This window comes from Arthrobacter sp. 24S4-2, from assembly GCF_005280255.1.
Taxonomy (GTDB): Bacteria; Actinomycetota; Actinomycetes; order Actinomycetales; family Micrococcaceae; genus Arthrobacter.
In genome coordinates this window covers 2,577,664-2,596,123 of sequence record NZ_CP040018.1, presented here as the reverse complement: position 1 = coordinate 2,596,123, position 18,460 = coordinate 2,577,664, and the positions used below count along the sequence as shown (strand labels likewise).

20 protein-coding genes are annotated in these 18,460 nt (G+C 65.4%); 7 read left to right on the top strand and 13 right to left on the bottom strand.

What is annotated here, in order from left to right:
- Positions 1-65: 65 nt before the first annotated feature.
- The 3 genes from FCN77_RS11820 to FCN77_RS11810 all read left to right on the top strand — a co-directional run bounded on the left by FCN77_RS11820 (position 66) and on the right by FCN77_RS11810 (position 3,389).
- The gene (locus FCN77_RS11820) at positions 66-1,430 is read left to right on the top strand and encodes a TrkH family potassium uptake protein (protein ID WP_137322415.1); all 1,365 of its coding nucleotides are present in this window, start codon (positions 66-68) and stop codon (positions 1,428-1,430) included.
- Between the two features lie 187 nt (positions 1,431-1,617).
- The gene (locus tag FCN77_RS11815; RefSeq protein WP_137322414.1) at positions 1,618-2,106 is read left to right on the top strand and encodes a CBS domain-containing protein; all 489 of its coding nucleotides are present in this window, start codon (positions 1,618-1,620) and stop codon (positions 2,104-2,106) included.
- Positions 2,103-3,389 carry an ArsB/NhaD family transporter gene (locus FCN77_RS11810; protein ID WP_137322413.1) on the top strand — a complete coding sequence of 429 codons (1,287 nt, stop codon included), beginning with the start codon at positions 2,103-2,105 and terminating at the stop codon, positions 3,387-3,389. Before FCN77_RS11815 ends, FCN77_RS11810 begins: the two co-directional genes overlap by 4 nt.
- Positions 3,390-3,535: 146 nt before the next feature.
- On the opposite strand, the gene FCN77_RS11805 is transcribed toward FCN77_RS11810, so the two are convergent.
- Complete coding sequence (locus FCN77_RS11805) at positions 3,536-4,204, bottom strand: DUF998 domain-containing protein (RefSeq protein WP_137322412.1); 669 nt, start codon at positions 4,202-4,204, stop codon at positions 3,536-3,538.
- Between the two features lie 103 nt (positions 4,205-4,307).
- A complete protein-coding gene (locus tag FCN77_RS11800) occupies positions 4,308-5,564 on the bottom strand; it encodes a glycosyltransferase (RefSeq protein WP_217496287.1) in 1,257 nt (418 codons plus the stop codon).
- 477 nt (positions 5,565-6,041) lie between these two features.
- Here FCN77_RS11800 and FCN77_RS27380 point away from each other — a divergent pair, with 477 nt between their 5' ends.
- The 3 genes from FCN77_RS27380 (at position 6,042) to FCN77_RS11785 (ending at position 8,169) form a co-directional block, all read left to right on the top strand.
- Positions 6,042-6,167 carry a hypothetical protein gene (locus FCN77_RS27380; RefSeq protein ID WP_302647429.1) on the top strand — a complete coding sequence of 42 codons (126 nt, stop codon included), beginning with the start codon at positions 6,042-6,044 and terminating at the stop codon, positions 6,165-6,167.
- A gap of 231 nt (positions 6,168-6,398) precedes the next feature.
- Positions 6,399-6,908 (top strand): universal stress protein, encoded by a 510-nt coding sequence (locus tag FCN77_RS11790; RefSeq protein ID WP_368074330.1) that lies wholly within the window; start codon positions 6,399-6,401, stop codon positions 6,906-6,908.
- A gap of 73 nt (positions 6,909-6,981) precedes the next feature.
- On the top strand, positions 6,982-8,169 hold the full coding sequence (locus FCN77_RS11785; protein ID WP_254678963.1) for a sodium:proton antiporter: 1,188 nt from the start codon (positions 6,982-6,984) through the stop codon (positions 8,167-8,169).
- A gap of 4 nt (positions 8,170-8,173) precedes the next feature.
- Here the strand turns inward: FCN77_RS11785 and FCN77_RS11780 are convergent, their stop codons facing one another.
- The gene (locus FCN77_RS11780; RefSeq protein WP_137322410.1) at positions 8,174-8,632 is read right to left on the bottom strand and encodes a universal stress protein; all 459 of its coding nucleotides are present in this window, start codon (positions 8,630-8,632) and stop codon (positions 8,174-8,176) included.
- Between the two features lie 128 nt (positions 8,633-8,760).
- On the opposite strand from FCN77_RS11780, the gene FCN77_RS11775 reads away from it, so the two are divergent.
- Positions 8,761-10,101, top strand: coding sequence for an APC family permease (locus FCN77_RS11775; protein WP_175417239.1), 1,341 nt, complete (start codon positions 8,761-8,763; stop codon positions 10,099-10,101).
- Between the two features lie 62 nt (positions 10,102-10,163).
- Here the strand turns inward: FCN77_RS11775 and FCN77_RS11770 are convergent, their stop codons facing one another.
- The 10 genes from FCN77_RS11770 to FCN77_RS11725 are packed head-to-tail and all read right to left on the bottom strand — an operon-like array spanning position 10,164 to position 18,316.
- Positions 10,164-10,601 carry a universal stress protein gene (locus FCN77_RS11770; protein WP_137322408.1) on the bottom strand — a complete coding sequence of 146 codons (438 nt, stop codon included), beginning with the start codon at positions 10,599-10,601 and terminating at the stop codon, positions 10,164-10,166.
- A complete protein-coding gene (locus FCN77_RS11765; RefSeq protein WP_137322407.1) occupies positions 10,598-11,236 on the bottom strand; it encodes a V-type ATP synthase subunit D in 639 nt (212 codons plus the stop codon). The genes FCN77_RS11770 and FCN77_RS11765 overlap by 4 nt, the downstream gene beginning before the upstream one ends.
- Positions 11,233-12,678, bottom strand: coding sequence for a V-type ATP synthase subunit B (locus FCN77_RS11760; RefSeq protein ID WP_137322406.1), 1,446 nt, complete (start codon positions 12,676-12,678; stop codon positions 11,233-11,235). The genes FCN77_RS11765 and FCN77_RS11760 overlap by 4 nt, the downstream gene beginning before the upstream one ends.
- Positions 12,675-14,411, bottom strand: coding sequence for a V-type ATP synthase subunit A (locus FCN77_RS11755; protein WP_137322405.1), 1,737 nt, complete (start codon positions 14,409-14,411; stop codon positions 12,675-12,677). Before FCN77_RS11755 ends, FCN77_RS11760 begins: the two co-directional genes overlap by 4 nt.
- A complete protein-coding gene (locus FCN77_RS11750; RefSeq protein ID WP_137322404.1) occupies positions 14,411-14,932 on the bottom strand; it encodes a hypothetical protein in 522 nt (173 codons plus the stop codon). Before FCN77_RS11750 ends, FCN77_RS11755 begins: the two co-directional genes overlap by 1 nt.
- Positions 14,929-15,150, bottom strand: a complete 222-nt coding sequence (locus tag FCN77_RS11745; protein WP_137322403.1) for a V-type ATP synthase subunit F — start codon at positions 15,148-15,150, stop codon at positions 14,929-14,931. The genes FCN77_RS11750 and FCN77_RS11745 overlap by 4 nt, the downstream gene beginning before the upstream one ends.
- A 17-nt stretch (positions 15,151-15,167) precedes the next feature.
- Positions 15,168-15,611 (bottom strand): ATP synthase subunit C, encoded by a 444-nt coding sequence (locus FCN77_RS11740; protein ID WP_137322402.1) that lies wholly within the window; start codon positions 15,609-15,611, stop codon positions 15,168-15,170.
- Complete coding sequence (locus FCN77_RS11735; RefSeq protein WP_217496286.1) at positions 15,608-16,936, bottom strand: V-type ATPase 116kDa subunit family protein; 1,329 nt, start codon at positions 16,934-16,936, stop codon at positions 15,608-15,610. The genes FCN77_RS11740 and FCN77_RS11735 overlap by 4 nt, the downstream gene beginning before the upstream one ends.
- Positions 16,923-17,849, bottom strand: coding sequence for a hypothetical protein (locus tag FCN77_RS11730; RefSeq protein ID WP_137322401.1), 927 nt, complete (start codon positions 17,847-17,849; stop codon positions 16,923-16,925). The genes FCN77_RS11735 and FCN77_RS11730 overlap by 14 nt, the downstream gene beginning before the upstream one ends.
- On the bottom strand, positions 17,846-18,316 hold the full coding sequence (locus tag FCN77_RS11725; protein WP_137322400.1) for a hypothetical protein: 471 nt from the start codon (positions 18,314-18,316) through the stop codon (positions 17,846-17,848). Before FCN77_RS11725 ends, FCN77_RS11730 begins: the two co-directional genes overlap by 4 nt.
- Between the last annotated feature and the right edge of the window lie 144 nt (positions 18,317-18,460).

Below are 18,460 nucleotides of genomic sequence, written 5' to 3'. Positions count from 1 at the left end.
GGGCCGGCGGAAGAGAAAAGGGGCTGAAGATCCGCAATGCCGCTCCCTTGGATGGCGGCCCGCGAATGAAGCCGCGGATCAGAGCACAGGGCGACAGGGCCGGACGCGGGCTGCTGCATCCGGTCCGTTCGGTGCCCCTGGCGTTCCTCGCCGTGATCCTCTTGGGCTCCGGACTGCTGATGCTGCCCGCCGCGCGAACGGCAGCAGAGGCAGACCCCGTACTTCCGGCCCTGTTCACGGCCGTATCGGCTGTCTGCGTCACAGGTCTGATCACTGTCGACACCCCAACGTTCTGGACACCTTTCGGGCACGCCGTGATTCTCGGGCTGATTCAAGTCGGCGGGTTCGGCATCATGACATTGGCGACCTTGTTGGCGCTGCTCGTGCGCAAAAGCATCGGGCTCCGGGGCCAGCTGGTCGTGCAGTCCGAAACACACACCCTGAACTTCGGCGACGTCCGGTCGGTCGTTTTCCGGGTCGCCCGGATCATGGTTGTTTTTGAAGCGTTCACGGCCGCCGTTCTCACGGTCCGCTTTTGGTCTGCTTACGACGACAATCCGGGCACGGCTCTCTGGCACGGGGCGTTTCACGCTGTTTCAGCGTTCAACAATGCCGGTTTCGCCCTTTATAGCGACAATCTGGTCAGTTTCGCCGGCGACCCCTGGATCATCATCCCGATCTGCCTGGCGGTGATCGCCGGAGGGCTCGGGTTCCCCGTGCTCATCGCCCTGCTCAAGGGCGGTGTAAGGATGAAGGACTGGTCCGTCCACCTTGGTCTGACCGTCTTCGGCACCCTGCTGCTCCTCGTCGCAGGGTTTGCGTTCTTCGGCGCCTTTGAATGGAACCGGGACGAGACCCTTGGTCCAATGTCGTTGAGCGGGAAACTTCTGGCAACCTTGGCCGGGAGCGTGTTCCCGCGCACGGCAGGGTTCAACAGCATCGATTACGCCTCCGCTTCCCCTGAGACCCTGATGGTCACCAATATTCTGATGTTCATCGGCGGTGGCAGCGCAGGCACCGCGGGCGGCATCAAGATCACCACGTTCCTGGTCCTTGGGTTTGCGATCTGGAACGAGGTCCGGGGGCGCGACCACGTCACCATCGCCCACCGCTCCATCAGTTCCTCCGCCCAACGCCAGGCCCTCTCTGTCGCGCTCCTTGGAGTCGCCGCCGTGATCGGCGGCACTCTGCTGCTTCTGATGTTCACGGACTACAGCCTTGAGAAAGTCCTGTTCGAATCAATTTCCGCGTTCGCTACCGTGGGTGTAAGCACCGGAATCACCTACAACCTGCCCGCCAACGCCCAATGGGTACTCATGGCTCTCATGTTCACCGGCCGCATCGGCACCATCACCGTCGCCTCCGCCCTCGCCCTCTCCTCCCACCCACGGCTCTACCAGCTCCCGGAAGAACGACCCATCATCGGCTAGCCCCGCGCCCGCGATCAAGCGAGCCGACAGGCGAAGGCTTGCTTCCACCTTGCCCCTGAAAGACGGCGGTAGCAGACTGTAGGCAATCCAGCAGCCAAGGAAACACGATGCCAAGCAAGCTTTTGTCCTCGCGACGACGATTATGGCGGAAGCATCTTTGTGAATTTTCCGAGCAGAGAGGGTCGCCATGCGTGCCGCCGACCTGCAAGTCGTATTGCCCGTTGCCCGTCGGGAGACCACAGCAGTGGAGGCCGGACGGCTGATCGCCGAGGGCGGCTTGGTAGGGCTTGTCATCGCAAACGAGTCCGGCACCCCGACCGCGATCCTTTCAGCCGTGGATGTCCTTCAGCTCATGGTGCCGGACTACATCATCGATGACCCCTCCCTCTCCAGCGTCTTCGATGAGAAAGGCGCCGGAGAGCTGTGGGATCGCCTGGACGAACGCACCATCGGGGAACTACTGGACGACGACGGCGTCACAGTACGCAGGATGCTGACTATCGAGCCTGACGATACGCTGATCGAGGTCGCAGCCCGCATGGTGGATGCCCGCACACAGATTGCACGCGTCAAAGGTTCGCCCAAGGACGCTCCCACATTCGTGACGCTCCCCTCCGTCGTCAACGCCATCCTTGGCTACTGGGCCGGGAAGGGACCGGAGGGCAGGACGGGATGAGTGTGCAGATCGCCCTCGCCCTGGCGATCTTTCTGGGTGCTTACGTCCTGATCGCAACGGAGAAGGTGCCCCGCCTCACGGCCTCCCTCTGCGGGGCGGCGGCTATGCTTCTTATTGGCGCTACGGATGACCACGGCATCTTTTTCTCCGTGGACAGCGGAATTGACTGGAACGTCATTTTCCTGCTCCTGGGCATGATGATCATCGTCGGCGTCCTCCGCCAAACGGGCTTCTTCGAATTTCTCGCCATCTGGGCGGCAAAGAAAGCACGCGGACGCCCGTTCAAGATCATGGTCATGCTCGTGGTCATCACGGCAGTACTTTCCGCGTTCCTCGATAACGTCACCACCGTCCTGCTAGTCGCACCCGTGACTCTCCTCGTCTGTGAACGGCTCGCGGCCCCCGCAGTTCCCTTCCTGATCGCCGAAAGCATGGCCAGCAACATCGGCGGAACCTCGACTCTCATCGGGGATCCTCCAAACATCATCATCGCCAGCCGGGGCGGGCTGACTTTCAACGATTTCATCATCAACCTCGCGCCGCTGATAGCGATTCTCCTACTTGTGTTCATCGGGCTATGCCGGATCCTGTTCCGTTCGGCCTTCCGTTACCACCCGGATCGAGCGGCACGAATAATGGCGCTCAAAGAAAGGGAAGCCATCGGCGAAAAGGCACTGCTGATCAAAAGCCTCGTCGTCCTGGCCCTGGTGCTGTTCGGATTCATCGTCCACCCAATCATCGGACTCGAACCGGCCATCGTCGCGCTTCTCGGGGCAGGTCTGCTGGTGCTGCTTGCCCGCCTCGAGCCGCGCAAGGTTTTCGATGACGTCGAGTGGGAAACCCTGCTGTTCTTCGCCGGGCTGTTCATCATGGTCGGATCCCTGGTCAATCTCGGCATCATGGATACTGTCGGACAGACAGCGGCCGCCGTCGTCGGCGACGATTACGGCATCGCAGCCATCTGGCTCTTGATTGGCTCAGCTATGGCCTCGGGCGTCATCGACAACATCCCCTACGTTGCGGCCATCGCCCCGATCACGAACGACCTCGTCCAAGCAGGCGGCGCTGCTGCTCAGCCCCTCTGGTGGTCACTCGCCCTCGGTGCGGACCTTGGCGGCAACGCAACCGCCGTCGGCGCCAGCGCGAACGTCGTCGTCATCGGAATAGCCAAACGAAACGGCCACCCGATTTCGTTCTGGACGTTCACCAAGTACGGACTCATTGTCACAGCAATCACGATAGGACTCAGCGTGCCCTACCTCTGGCTGCGCTACTTCCTCTGACCACATCACAGCCAGCACCGTCTGCAGCAGCCCTTGCCCGGTCGGGGGAAAGGAAACAGCCCTAGTTGTAGCTTTGGTCCGAATAACCCACGAAAGCGTCAGAGGCGTAGTAAGGGTCCTCGGGGAATCCAGACACGGTGGTGCGCCTACGTGCTCGCACCGACGGATTGGGTGCGGTAGTAGTGGATTCCGATTGCGATAAGCCAGCCGTAGGCGGTGAGGAGCGATACTTGCTCGAGGATCCCGGCCGGTGCGGGCCGCCAGATCTCGAGCGAATCCAGGCGGTAAGCGATCCCGGCCGCAAACGCGAAAACGATGATCAGCGTGCCGGTGACGAGCGAGAAGCTCGCCAGCCCTCGAGCATCAGAACGGAGCCGTCTTGCCAGGATAAATGCCGCTGCGGAGAGGCCACCGAAGACCAGGGTGCCGGCACCTTGGTGGATTCGCCCGGAAAGCGTTGCAGTGGGCGGCTCCCCCGGCGGGTAACCCAGCCCGGGATCCGTGGGCACCAGGCCGCCGATGATGAAGCCGACAGCGGCCAATGCGATCACAATGGGACCCCATGTCGCTCCACGACCAGATCGCAGCAAGCGCCGAAGTCCGAGTGCGAAGAGTCCGATGAGAGCTCCGCCGAGTACGAACACGATTGCGAACACCCATGCTCCGTCTCCGGTTCCAAGTCGACTCACGCCATTGCGCCACACGCCGTACCCCTGACGCGTGGCTCCGTCAAATCCGACAATGATGGGCAACATCGCTCCCGCGATGATGCCGCTCGCGAGCAGCGATCGCGTGAGAGCAGTATGGGCGGGCATGGTGGTCTCCTTTTCGACGAGGATCCATCCCTGTTCACGACAAGGCTAACCTGCACGCGTCTTCGGGCCTCGCATAATGGGCCACCTGCAAAGCCCCCTGCGCTTATGGCACCGCGATGCGCTCCAGCGCGGTCACCGCTGCAGATATTCCGTCCTCGGCGCGTACTCGGTGGCCCAACTCTTGGGCGGCACGTGCCATATCGGAATCTGTAGCGGCGGTGGTGATGGCGGAGGCGAGGCCGGCGGCCGTGAGGTGGCGTTGCGGCTGAGGTGCGGGAGCGACACCGCGGTGGTGTGCCAGCCGAGCCCAAAACGGCTGGTCCGCGACGAACGGGCACACCACTTGCGGGCGTCCGGAGGCAAATGCGGTGCCGGCTGTGCCTGCGCCCCCGTGGTGCACCACGGCAGCCATACGCGGGAACAACCTCAGGTAGTCCACATCCTCCACAACAAGAACGCCATCACCTGACATGCTGCTGTCCAGTCCGCCCCAGCCCGCGCCGATCATCAGGCGTTTCTCTGCGCGGCGTGCGGCCTCCAGGACCAGGGCGGTCGTGCGCGCGGGGTCCTTGCCGGACATTGACCCGAACCCGACGAACACCGGCGGGTCACCGGCTCGAAGGAAGTCCTCGACGTGCGGCGGCAGCGTCTCGTCCGATGGCGGAAGGAACCAGTAGCCCGTGGTGTGCACCGAGACCGGCCAGTCCGCTGGCGGGGGCAACACCGAGGGACTGAAAGCGTGCAGCACCGGAGCCTGGCCGTTGTCCGGTCGCCGCAGCGGGTCGTGCCGGCCGCGGCGGCGCGGGAGACCAAGTGTGTCCTCGCGCCACCGGTCGACGACCCGGCCGAATATTGCCGCCGGGGCCTTCATCCCCAGGAACGTGGCCCGATTGGCCGCGGCAGGCAGCCAGGACGGCATGCCCACGCCCGGCCAGGGAAACTCCTTGGTCGGCACGTACATCGGTATCGGCAGAGCCAGCACCGCCGGGATACCGAGCTTCTCGGCCACGTGCTGCCCGGCGATGATCTGTCCGTTGTGCACCACGACATCCGCACCGGCACCCGCGCCGTGCGAAGCGACGGCCCAGCAGTCGGCCAGCAGTTGGGTGAACATAGCCGGCATGGTCCGTACCTGCTGTAGCCGGGCGCGCGCACCGCCCTCTATCACCGCGCCCGCAATTGCCGGGTCGTCCATCAACCGCATCGGGCCGTCGTCCACGCCCGCGAACGGCACCCCGTGACCAGCGGCGAACCCGGTGAACCGTTGCGGCGCGGTGAGCACCACTTCGTGCCCGGCAGCGAGTAATCCCCGTGCCAGCGCTATGAATGGCTGGACGTCACCGCGCGTCCCCAGTGTCATGATCAGTACCTTCATCGGTAAGTTCCCCGTCGGGTGAGGTCGCGATGGTGAATGCCACACTCCGCGAGGAGCACGGCGCGGTCAAAGGGGTCAGGATCCCCCGTCGGCCCGGCGCAGGGAGTCGTGCACCCTTTGCTCACGCCTCCGTCCAAGGATGATGGCTACCATAGTGCTGGGCTTCAGCCGAGCTTAGCGCGCAGAAGACCCGTTCAGATTCTTTCGGTGGCCTCACTCGTCTCCCCCACCGAAGCCGGATTGTCCGCGGCAGCAACAACGACCCCTACAGAGCCGCAACGAATTGACAGTCAGGTGTATGACACGAAGGTGACGGCCGCTGCCGGCAGGTGCCGGTCTCAAACACCTGTCCCTAGGCGTTTCAGCAGATCAGAGGCCAAGAACCGCCCTGAAGCTAATGGGAATATTTGTTTTCGGGTTGTGTTGTGGGTTCGGAGCGAGCCAGCTGCAGGCGCAGTCCCGGTGAAGGCGTTGATCCGGTTCCCGAACCGCGAGGAACTGATGGACGGCGAGGTGTACGCCTGCACGGCGAAAGCCGCGGAAGTGACGTGGAAGGGCGGTCCGGTGACCTACCGGACCTCGGTGTGAAGTCCGGTAGGTCACCCGCCGAAATGATGAACAGGAATTTGGGAGAACGCGTAAACCGTGACAGCAACACTGAATGAAGCAACCCTGGACGTCCCTGTGGACGTCCGGTTCACCGCCAAGCTGCCGTGTGTGGATGCCGTCCGAACGACTAGCCTGTCGGGATCTGGGTACGGCTGCTTCCAATAAGCGGGCTTCCGCTGCGGCCTGTACGGTGCGGCACGGAGGAGGGTCTTGACCGCTCACCACGACGGGCACAGACTGACACTGGCCGATGCCGTGGGACAGCGGATGCGAGGGGACGGACGAATGGATGCTGCCGGTACATTCCTGATCGTGGTCGGTGTCGACGGATCCGAACAGTCGCTCGCAGCCCTTCACTGGGCCGTGGACGAAGCACGCATCCGCCACGGAAAGGTCCGCCTCATCACCGCCTGGCACTATCCGCCTGTGCCGTCAACGGTAGAAGACAGCGGCACCAACGACTCCTTTCACGCAGCTGAACGTGTCCAGGCCGACGCGCTGAACGCCGTCGCTGCTGAGGGCGTGGACATCACGGGAATGCTCGTTCGGGATTCCCCCGCCACCGCGCTGATGGACGCTGCCAAAAACGCGGACCTGCTCATCGTGGGATCCCGGGGACACGGAGGATTCGCCGGGCTGCTGCTCGGATCAGTCTCCAGCCAGGTCGCCCACCATGCCCCCTGCCCGGTCCTGATTGTCCGGCCCTTGAGCAGCACCTGATTCCTGGCGCCAAAGCAGTTGTGCTCCTGAATTCTGACGCACCCAAGCAGATGGGGGAATGCGGATGATACCGATGCTCACTCTTGCTTTTGCGGTGCTGCTTCTGTTGGGTGTCCTCATCTCCGAACTTGCCAGCCGGACGGTACTTTCCACCGCGGTGCTGTTCCTTCTCGGCGGCTTTGTCCTGGGCCAGGGCGTTCTCGGAGTTGTCCCCATAACACCCGGCACTCCTGTCGTCGGGGTGCTGGCCCAGCTGGCCCTGTTCTCGGTCCTGTATACGGACGGCATGAAAGTGGGGATATCCGATCTTCGGAGGGCGTGGCGTTTGCCTGGCCGGGCGCTGCTGCTCGGCCTGCCGCTGACATTTCTTATCACCGCTCTGCTGGCCCATTACATTGTGGAGCTCCCCTGGCTTCAGTGCTTCTTGCTCGGTGCAGTGCTGGCACCCACCGATCCGGTATTCGCGGCAGCCATTGTGGGGCGTAAGGAAGTTCCCGGGCGCCTACGCCACCTCCTCAACGTCGAGTCAGGGCTCAATGACGGGCTGGCCCTGCCCATAGTTCTCGTGCTGCTGGCCCTCGGTGGCGGAATGGACGTTGGCATTGGTGTTCTGGCCGAAGAAATCGCCCTGGGTCTGCTCATCGGAGTCCTGGTCCCGCTGGTCGTCATCTGGCTGGAGCGGCTTCCCTTTTTGAAGGCAACGAAGGGACTGCAACCACTGGTGGCGGTATCCATCGGCCTTCTCGTACTTGCCATCTGCCTGGTGACCGGGGCCAACCTCTTCCTCGCCGCGTTCTCGGCCGGCATCACGGTCGCTACCGCGGGCCCGGGCTTCCGGGAGGAATTCGAACAGTTCGGGGAACTGGTGTCCGAACTGCTTAAGCTGGCGGCCATCCTGGTGTTTGGTGCGTTGATCACACCAACGTTCCTGTTCGGAGAGATCGCCTGGACGGGATGGGTCTTCGCTGTCCTGGCCATCGTCGTGGCCCGCCCGTTGGCTCTGCTGATTTCCTTCCTCGGAACGCGGCTGCCGGCCAAGGAACAGCTCGCGGCTATGTGGTTCGGCCCGAAAGGGTTCGCCTCTGTCGTCTATGGGCTTCTCGTTCTGGAATCAGGCGTGGAACGCTCCGATGAGCTTTTTCATGTCGTGGCGCTGGTAATTGTGCTGTCGATCCTGGCCCATTCCTCGACGGACGTCATCGTCGCCAGGCAATTCGACAGCCGACCTCCCCCGACGCCGCGGTGGTTTGCCGGCGGTTGACGCCTCAGGTGGCCTTGGGCCGGACGACCAGGACCGGACACGGTGCGTGGCTGATGACCTGGGTCGTGACCGAGCCCAGGTGTAAACCGGGAAATCCGCCGTGCCCGCGGGAGCCAACGACTACAAGATCCGCGTTCCGGGCCGCGTCGAGTATTGCTGACGCCGGTGAATCACTGTGAACGACCTGCCCGGTGGCGGTCACGCCCTCATCTGAAGCGGACTTCAGCGCCTCAGCCTGAAGGGTCCCCGCGATTTGCTCTGGGGACTCTTCAGCGGCGATTTCACCCGCCGCCGTTTCCAGCACAGCCGGAAACCAGGCCATCCGCGCCTTGTTCCAGGCTGTGACCAGGCGAAGCTGGCCGTCGCGCTGTCGGGCCTCGTCCATAGCCCAGTTCAGCGCTGTCTGAGAATGTTCGGAACCGTCAAAGCCCACCACAATCGTGAATGCGCTGTTACTGGTCATTTGTCTTTCCTTTCACTGGCCTCAGTGAGCATCCTAGCCCTCACGTGCCCGCACCGTTCAGAGTCAGTGCTACGGTCGGCGCAGGCACTACAGCCGGACGACACCGGCATAGAGATTGGGCGCACGACATGAATTCGGGACCTCTGACACCGAAGGCGGCGTTCCATCCCAGGACGGCTGCGCACCGGGACAAGGGGCTGGGTAAGCTCCGCTTGCGTGATGCGGTGGCGATGGCGGTCGGAGGCATGATCGGCGGGGGCATCTTCAGCGTCCTGGGTGTGACCGTCGCGCTTGCCGGACACCTCGCCGTCGGGAGCTTCATCATCGGCGGGGCCATCGCCATGGTGACCGCGCATTCCTTCGCGGCACTCTCGGCCCGGGCCGGACGTTCCGGCGGCCTCTTTGTCTACCTGCACAATGCCGGGTACCCGCGCGCCGGATCTTACATCTCGTGGTTACTGATGTTCGGATATCTGATCGCTTTAGCGGTGTACGGCTTCACCTTCGGCCACTACGCTGCACATGCTTTTGGTCTGCCGGGAGCGTTCGCAAACGGTTTCGCCGTCCTGATCCTGCTGGTGTTTCTGGGGATCAACCTGCGCGGAGTGGGCGCATCGGCTCTGTCGGAAGACGTCGTGGTCCTGACCAAGGTCGCGGTTCTTGCCCTGATCTCCGCCATCGGCTTCGTTCACTTCTCCCCGGAGAGGCTTGCCCCGTTGGATGACAAGGGCCTGGCCGGTGTCATCGTAGCGTCGGCATCGATCTTCGTCGCCTACGAGGGGTTCGAGCTGCTCTCCTACGACTACGATGACCTCGTGAGGCCACGCCGGACACTGCCACGTGCACTCTACCTCTCGGTCGCGATCGTAACGCTGGTGTACGTCACCGTGACGGTAGGCTCTCAAATGCTGGTCTCCGACAGCGTCATCGTTGCCCAAAAAGAAGTGGCATTCGCCGCGGCGGGCCAGGCGGCCCTCGGGCCAGCGGGATACTGGATCGCGAGCCTCGGGGCGCTTCTGGCGGCGAGTTCCGCGATCAACGCCACGCTGTTCTCGACGGCGCGCCAGATGCACGAGATTGCACTGGCAAAGGAGCTGCCGGCGGCGTTTGCAAGAAGCCGGGCCGGTCTGCCCGCCACCGCGCTCGTCTTCCTGGCAGTGTTCGGCGGCGCCTTCGCCATGCTGCCGGACATCACTGTCCTCCTGACCTTCGGATCGGCGGTCTTCCTGGCCGTCTTCGGAGCCACGAACCTGCTTGCCGCCCGGGTCCTGCCGGGCTTCTGGCCCCGACTGGTCAGCGGCACCGGGTTTGTGGCCTGCCTTGGCGCTGTGGCCATCCTGGGGATCCAACTCAGCCTCCACGACCGGGCCACCTTGCTGCTCATCGGTGTGTCGCTGGCCTCCATCTCCGCCCTTAGACTCGCCTTTGTCTGGCATCAGCACCGCGGACCGCGGCGCGGCGCAGCATGAACCGAACCTACGTCTGCGGCCCGGCCCTGGCGCTGTTCGGGCAGGAGTGGCCCGTGGGGCACTTAGACCTCACGCAGCGGCACCACCATCACGGGGACACCCGAGAACTCCAGAACCCGCAACGTGTGATTTCCGATATAAGGCGTTGCGCTGCCGGGCCGGTCCACCAGGGCGACCACTATCAGGGCCGCCTTGACCTCACGGGCCTCGGCCAGGATCTCAGCCGCAACCCGTCCGGAGCGCTGGCTGAAGGATACTTCCACTCCTGCCGCCGCTGCCAGCGCGGCAACATGGCTGAGCGCTGCTTGAGCTGCCAAGTCGGTGTGTCTCGCCAGGGCGGCCGGGTCAATGGCGCCGGGATGCTTGTCCAGCGCCCCGGGGTCCCTGACTGTCACGACCCTCAGGCTTGCGCCTACCCTCCGCGCGTAGTCGACGGCCACTTCTGCGGCGCGGAACGCGGCCCGGGAGTCATTCACTGCCACCAGGATCACATCGCTCATGAGGCGCCCTTCCGGGCGGCACCTAGCGCCGGTCCCGCGGTGTTCCCTGAGTTTCGGTCAGCGGCCCAGCGCAGGCGCAGGCTCTCTTCGAGTTCCTGCGCGTCAAGCTGCCGCCGGATGTTCAGCAGTTCGTTTTCCAGTCGGGGAATCCAGCGGTTCTCAACCGCCCGCTGCCGGGTCCGGGTCGCGGCCAGTTCGGCAGTCAGCAGCATTTCCGCGCGCTGGTCGGCGGCGTATCGTACCCCGGCTTCGAGCGCGCTGCGATGAACGGCGGCCGCGTAGGACAGTGCCGAGCTTCCGCCCGCGGCGGGCGCCGCCGGGAGTTGGCACTCTGGATCCTCGGGATACGCCACGCCCATCGTGCTGCCCCACCGCAGTTGGAGTCCTGCCGGCTCCAACGGCGCGGCCTCCTCGATCCGTGCGCTTCCGTCCAGTGCGGCAGCGCGACGCAGCCAGAGCGCGGCTTCTCTTGCCAGCTCCTCCCACTCCGTGCGGGCGAGTTCCGCACGAAGCTGAAGCCGTTCCAGCTCGTCCGCCAAAATGTGCTGCTTTCGGTCCAACAGCCGTGCGCCGTGACGCGCGGTCATCAGCCGGCGCTCGACCCGGACCTTGCCTGCCCGTCCCATGCTGCTCATGGGCGGTCATCCCGGCGGGGAAGGTAACGCCCCAGGAACGTGGTGGACACCATGGTCAATTCCTGTTCCGGCAGCGCCGCCAGCGCCGCCCAGGCCCGGCCCAGAGTATCGTCCAAGGACCGGATTTCGTCGCGCCCCTGGTTGAAGAGACCGTTTTCCACCAGCGTCCGGTACTGGATGTAGCTGCGGTCGGTTTCGCTCAATGCGGCCGCCCCCACCAGCTCCGCCAGTTCGGTGGCCTGCCGCGCACGCGCCATGGCGGCAAGAACCTGGGCCGCCACGTCGAGGTGGTCCTCCCGGGTCCGCTCCTTGCCGGCGCCGCTGCGCATCAGGCGCGACAGGGAGGAGAGGACGTCCACCGGCGGATATATCCCACGGGCGGCTATCTCAGGCGCAAGGACAATCTGCCCCTCCGTGATGTAACCCGTCAGGTCAGGCACCGGGTGGGTTATATCGCCCGCCGGCATGGTCAGCACCGGAACGATCGTTACCGAGCCCTCGTGGCCCTTGACACGCCCGCAACGCTCGTAAAGGGTGGCAAGATCGCTGTACAGATAACCCGGGTAGCCGCGGCGTGCCGGGATTTCCCGCCGCGCCGCGGACACCTCACGGACCGCTTCGGCATAGCTCGTCATGTCTGACATGATCACGAGCACGTCATGGCCCTCGGTGTATGCGAGGTGTTCTGCGATGGTCAGCGCGATGCGCGGTGTGAGGATCCGTTCAATGACCGGGTCGTCGGCAGCATTGAGGAGGAGAACCAGCTCTCCCCCGGCGGAGCGTTCTTCAAGACGGTCCCGGACATATGCGATGTCCGCATGGGTCAGCCCCATGGCGGCGAACACCACCCGGAATGAGTGGCCGCCGGAGGTTGCCTGTGCCGCGATCTGGGTGGCGAGCGTCAGGTGCGGGAGTCCTGGTACGGAGAAGATGGGGAGTTTTTGTCCCCTGACCAGAGTGGTCAATCCATCGATGACCGAAATGCCGGTCAGGACAGGTTCCTGCGGCGGTTCCCGGTAAACCGGGTTCAGCGGCCAACCACTGACAGGAAGGGTGGCCGTGCCCGTCACCGGCGGTCCGCCGTCGAGCGGTTCACCGCGTCCGTTGCATACCCGCCCCAGCCATCCCGTTCCCACCTCGATGTGAAGGGGGCGGCCCTCAAAACGGATCCGGATCCCTCCCAGCGACATCCCGTCGGTGCTTTCAAGCACCTGCAAGGTGGCGAGGTCCTGGTCCACTTCGAGGACCAGGCCATGGCGCCGCTCGCCGCCGTCCATATCTATGGTGGCGAATTCATCCCAACCCACGCCTTCTATCCCGCCCGCAATGAGCAGTGGCCCACGGAGCTCCCGGACATCTCCGTGGGAGATCTGCGCGGCGAAGCCCCGGGAAAACGGAACCGGTCCGGCACCGTCGGTCTCCGTGACGTTTGTATGGTTCATTGCAGGGCCTCCAACGCCCTGAGTACTTCGCCGCTCCGGGCCTTCACAGCTGCGGCGTCCGAGGGCCCCGTTTCTTCGCGGGCCCGAAGGACCGGACCGAGATCGGTTTGCTCGATGGTGGTGGCGGCCACGCCCCGTTCCACGAGTCTCTGGCACGCGGCGACGACGTCGAGCACGAGGTCCAGCAGAGCGGCACCTTTTTCCGCGGAACAGAACGCATCGTTGGCGCTCAGCGCGTTCTGCATGAGCACGCCGTCCCGCAGCAGGCGACCGCCCAGCAGCACCATCCGTTCGTGGCCCGGCAACGACGAGGTTCCGATGATTTCCGCCAGTTCGGCCAGGCGGTCCGCCTCGGCGAGCAGGGCGGCGGCGCGGGCCCGGCGGGCGGCCCAGCCCGGATCTCCGTGGTCCCGATGCCAGCTGCCGACGGCTTCCGCATCTCGGGCGAAGGAGCCGGTCCAGCTCACGGCGGGATAATGCCGGGAATAGGCAAGATCCCGGTCCAGCATCCACAGGGACCGGACAAACCGCTGGGTGTCCGTGGTCACCGGTTCCGTCATATCACCGCCGGGCGGGGACACAGCCCCGATCACCGTCACGGAAGCAGTCTTCCCGCCGAGGGTGGTCACACGGCCGGCCCGCTCGTAGAAAGAGGCCAGTTCGGAGGCGAGATTGGCCGGGTAGCCCTCTTCTGCGGGAAGGTCACCGTTGCGGTTGGCGAATTCACGCAGCGCTTCTGCCCAGCGGGAGGTCGAGTCCGCGATCACGACGACGTCGTAACCCATGTCGCGGTAGTATTCCGCCACTGTGATCCCGGTGAAGATGCTCGCCTCCCGCGCCATCATGGGCATGTTTGAGGTATTGGCGATGATGACGGTGCGGTCGATCAGCTTTCCCCCGGTGCGTCCGTCCTCAAGCTGCGAGAGCCCGTCGAGGACGTCGGCCATTTCATTGCCCCGTTCTCCGCAGCCCACATAGACAATGACGTCGGCATCGCTCCACTTCGCGATCTGCTGCAGCATCATCGTCTTGCCCGTTCCAAATCCGCCCGGAACAGCCGCGGCAGCCCCGCGCGCCACCGGAAACATCAGGTCCAGTACCCGCTGGCCGGTGTGCAGCGGCACGGTGCCGCTGTGCCTGGACCGGAAAGGACGCGGCCGGCGGACCGGACAGCGTTCGGAGAGCGCCACCTCGTGGCCGGCAATCACGGCTACCGTGTCGAGCGCGTGGACACGGCTCTCGGCCGCCAGCCAGCCGAGCTCCCCGGACACGCCCGGCGGCACCAGAACCCGGTGCACCACCGACCCCGAATCCGGCACCGTGCCGAGGACATCGCCCGGAGAAACACAGGCACCGGCCACCGCCTCCGGCTTAAAGGTCCATTCGCGGGCCAGTACCGTGGGGTTTTCCGCGGATCCGGACCGCTCGGGTGTCAGCCACATCGGGGCCGACGACAGCGGCCGCATCAGCCCGTCGAAGACCTGGCCGAGCAGGCCCGGGCCCATGAGCCCGGACAGCTCCCCGCCGGTCGGGGCTGCAGCATCGCCGGCTTTCAGCCCGCCCGTGTATTCATAAGCCTGCAGCGTTGCCCGGGTCCCGGCAATGGCCACCGTTTCGGCGCTGATGCGCCGGGGTCCGACGGCGATCAGCTCAAGCATGGACAGCGCGTCAACCCCCTCGATTTCCACCAGAGGCCCGTTAACGTGCACCACAGTGCCATCCCGCCGGCCCACTACCGGCTCCACAGCTCACTCGCCCCGGGCATCGAATCCAGGGTCATCCCGGCAAGCACCGGAAGGGAAAGATCAAGACGGCGTGAGCCGGCTTCGGCGACGACGCCGCCGCCGGGGCTTTCGGACACGCCGGCATCCGGACCGAGCAATTCCCGGCACTGTTGGGTCAGCCGCTCCATCACCTCGGCGTAGCGGGGATCTGATGTGAGTCCAGCCGCCGCCTCCCGCACCCGGCGGTGGAGTTCCAAACGGATGGAACTGCGCTGCGCCAGTACCAGTTCGTGGGCCTCGCGGCGCGCTCGCGCCGAGAGCAGTGCCGCCTCGGAACGGGCTGCGGCCCCGCCCTCGTTCGCTGCGGCGGAGAGGACCGCTGCGGCTTCGGCCCTTGCGGCATCCAACAGGGCACTAGCTTGACTGCGGGCGTCGTCCCGGAGCTCAGCGGCTTGCTTTTCGGCCGCGGAGTGGAGTGCCTTGCGCACCGGTTCCAAGGCGGCGTTGGCTTCCGGTGCCAGCCCGGTCATGGAAGCACCACCGTCATGGGCGAGCGTGGATCGGCCATAACCGGCGCCAGCGCGTGTGCAGATCGGGGCGTGAGGATGACGACTGCCGTGTGAGCGGGCAGTGCCGTCCACGCGCGGCGGATTTCCTCATCGGTGGAACTTGCGAAGACGCTCACGCCGGCGAGCCGGAAGCCGTCCAGCAGGGCCTGTTCACCGATCGCGGCAATGGTTTGGGACATCGTTCCAACTCCCCCGCTCAGGCCTTGCCTATGAGGATGATGGCGATAATGAGTCCGTAGATGGCGATCCCCTCCGCCAGCCCGACCACAACCATCGCACGGCCGAAGATTTCCGGGCGCTCACTCATCGCGGCGAGGGCAGCCGAACCGGTGTAGGCAACGGCAAACGCCGCGCCGATCGAGGATCCGGCCACTGCGATGGCGGCCGCGATCAGTGCTGAGCCGCCGGCGCCTGCCGGTGTGTCGGTGGCTGCTGCTGCGAGGGCCGGGCCCACTCCGCCGGAGGCGGCTGCCGGCGCTGCATTCAGCGCCCCGGCCAGTAGCGCCAGGGATCCGCCCATCACGGCGACATTGAGGGCTGCCAGTATCTTGAACGCAGACTTTCGCCAGCGTCTGACCAGGAGGATAGCCCCTGTTGCAGCAATGAGGAAGACAGGAACGGTGCCGAACCAGAGGTTCACAGGAGTTGCCTTTCAGCCGGTGCGCCGGAGGGGACAACCGGAGTATCGGTGCCGGGGGCTCCGGCGGTGGTGAGCTCCGGTGACCACGGCTTGAACGGGCGGCCCTCGGACTGGAAAATTCGTGAAAACAGTTCGTAGTATTCAAGGCGCAGGGCCTGGATCCCTGCCACCAGCGCTTCAAGCGCGAAGGTCACCACATTGCCCACAACAAACAGCAGGACCGCCGCGGCGGCGCGCCAATCCGGCGCCCACAACGCCGTCGTCCCGTTCCAGACCACCATCAGCAGCGCGGCGTGGGTCAACCCGAAGGCAGCGAGGCGCGCAAAGGAGACAAGGTTGGAGCCCAGACGGATCACAGTGTCAACCAGTTCGACGCCGGCCTGGAAGGCGGCCGTGACGCCTCCTCCGGCTTCAACGAAGAGACCGATGAAGATGAAGACCAGCGCGCCGAGCGCTATAACGGCTGCCACGGCGGTCAGAAGCCCGATGCCGGTGCCGAGTCCCCAGACGAGAAGCCCCACGGCGAGGAACAACAGGGAGCCGGCGACGCCGGAGCGGGCATACAGGGCATATCCCCAACCGCCCTCTCTGACACGGTTGATGGTGCCCACGGCATAGGCGCCGGCAAGCAGGAACGCTCCGACCCCCAGGCCTGCCACCAGGAGCGGCACCGGATTGGCCAAGGGCTCCAGCCACAGCACGGGCACCAGGCCGGTAGGACCGAAAGCCTCCCCGTACAGCGCCCCGAAGACCATGGCGGCCAGCCCGGCCCCACTCACGAAAAGCCAGGTCCTTTGCAGCTTGGCCAGCTTCTTGATGCGGCCGCCGCGCAACAGGAGACCGGCGACCAGCAGGATCGCGCCGTGTCCCATGTCGCCGAACATCATCCCGAACATCAGAACGTAGGCAATCCCGGCGAGCCGCGAGGGATCCAGATCCTCATACGGGACGGTTCCATAAGTATCCACAAGGGTCCGTGAGACGCGAGTGGTGCCGCTCCCGCCGCCGAGCATGGTGGGTGGTTGAATCCACCTCGGCCGGGGCAGGGGGACGATCGATGCCCCGAGCGGGGCGAGCGTTGCCGTGAGCACCGGAATCTCGTGTCGGGGCATCCACCCCACCAAGGCCGCTGACGGCCCGGATATGACAGCAGCGGCCGCCGCCTTGTCGAGTTCCTCGACGCGGCCGCCGGGTGCGTACGGGAGGTCCAGCTCGACAAGGGCGCTGCGTGCCACTTCGAAGAGCATGCGTCGCCGGTCCCGCTCGGGCACCACGAGGGCTACCCGCTCCATCCGGACTGGGGCCGCCGATTCACGCCGCCTCATCGAGCACCTCGCTTGAGCCGGCGGCCGCACCAGCGGCAGTCAGTGCCGCCCGGACACGCCACGCATCAGTGGACAGGACTGCGATAGCGCCTAGCACAACGTCCGGTCCGGGCTTCGAACCACGAAGCAAATGGAAGCCATCTTTCTCTACGGCGCCGCAGACCCGGGCCTCCGCACGCCACAGCTCCTTCGGAGACGAAATACCCCGAACCACCGTGCGCAGGGATGGCGGAAGTGCGGAAGAGAACTCGGCGATGCTCGTGGCGGCTTCCCACGAGCGGCCGATGACAGGCCGCAACAGGCGAAGCACCGGCGCCGCGGGCGTCACGCCGTCGACAGTCAGGATCCGGGCCGCGGTGAGGACGCACACCGCAGAGCACCACGGCCGCGCCGGGGGTGCCACGGCGGCCAGCCGCCGCACCCAGGCCACGGTCAGCGCGTCCCTCAGCACGCCCGGGCCGGCAGCGCCGACGTCGCCCCAGGCTGTAGCGCGCAGGATGGTGGCCAGTTCTTCGCTCGATCCGGCCGTCCGCACGCGTGGCCATGCGGTGGCAAGGGCACCCAGGTGATAGGGCTCGGGGGTCTTTGCTCCGCCGGCGAGTTGGTGGGCCAGAGCCATGACGTTCTCGATTTCAAAAATGCCAGCAGCCGCCCGGGCAAGTGCGGTGCCCGACGCCGGAAGCCACCCGGCAAGAACGCGCAGCTGCCACAAAACGGTCTCCTGAAGGGCACGTTCAGCGGCCGCCAGTCCTGGCGCCCCGGCGAGCCGTTCCGCATAGCTTGACCCCTGAAGCGAAGACAGCGCACGGTCCAGGCTCGGTTGAGCTGCCACCTCCCGGCTGGCAGCAGCGCCGACGCGGCGCTGCGCCATGGACCGTGCCCGCACGGAGGCAGCCACCCAGTCGGCCTTCATTTCTGTCCCGGGCTCTTATGTCCCGGGCTCAGCGGCCCTGGGCCCAGCAGTCCTGGGTTCAGCGCAGCCAGCATGGTATCGATGACCTTATCGACGACGGCCGGCATGAGCGCCAGGCCAGACTCTTCCAGCGCCGCTGCCTCCTGGCGTGCCTGTTCCAGCAGCTCCGCGTCCTGCTCCGAGGCTTCCCGTTCGACCCGGGCGGCGGCCTTTGCGCGCTCCACTCCGGCGTCAAGCCGGCCTTGGGACAGGATCGCCGCCGCTTGTGTGCGGGCCCGGGCCACGTCCTCTTCCGCGCTCAGGCGTGCTTCGTCAACGAGTGCCGCGCACCGTGCGACGTCGTCGGCGAGCGCGGCGAACACCGGTGCCAGTTCAACGGCCGGACCTTGGATATCAGCAGCCGGCACGCCAGCCGGGCCCGCAGGACCGGGAGCACCGACAGGCCTGAACCGGTCCAAAATGCTCAATCGCTCCATGGCACCTCCCTCGGAAATGTCCTCTGAGCCACAGTCTAGGCCCGGAGGTTCCACTGTGAGGGGGTTCATGGAACATGACACACGTCAGTGCCTACTTCCGTGCCCCCTCGCTCCCTGCTGTTGGAACCAAGGGGG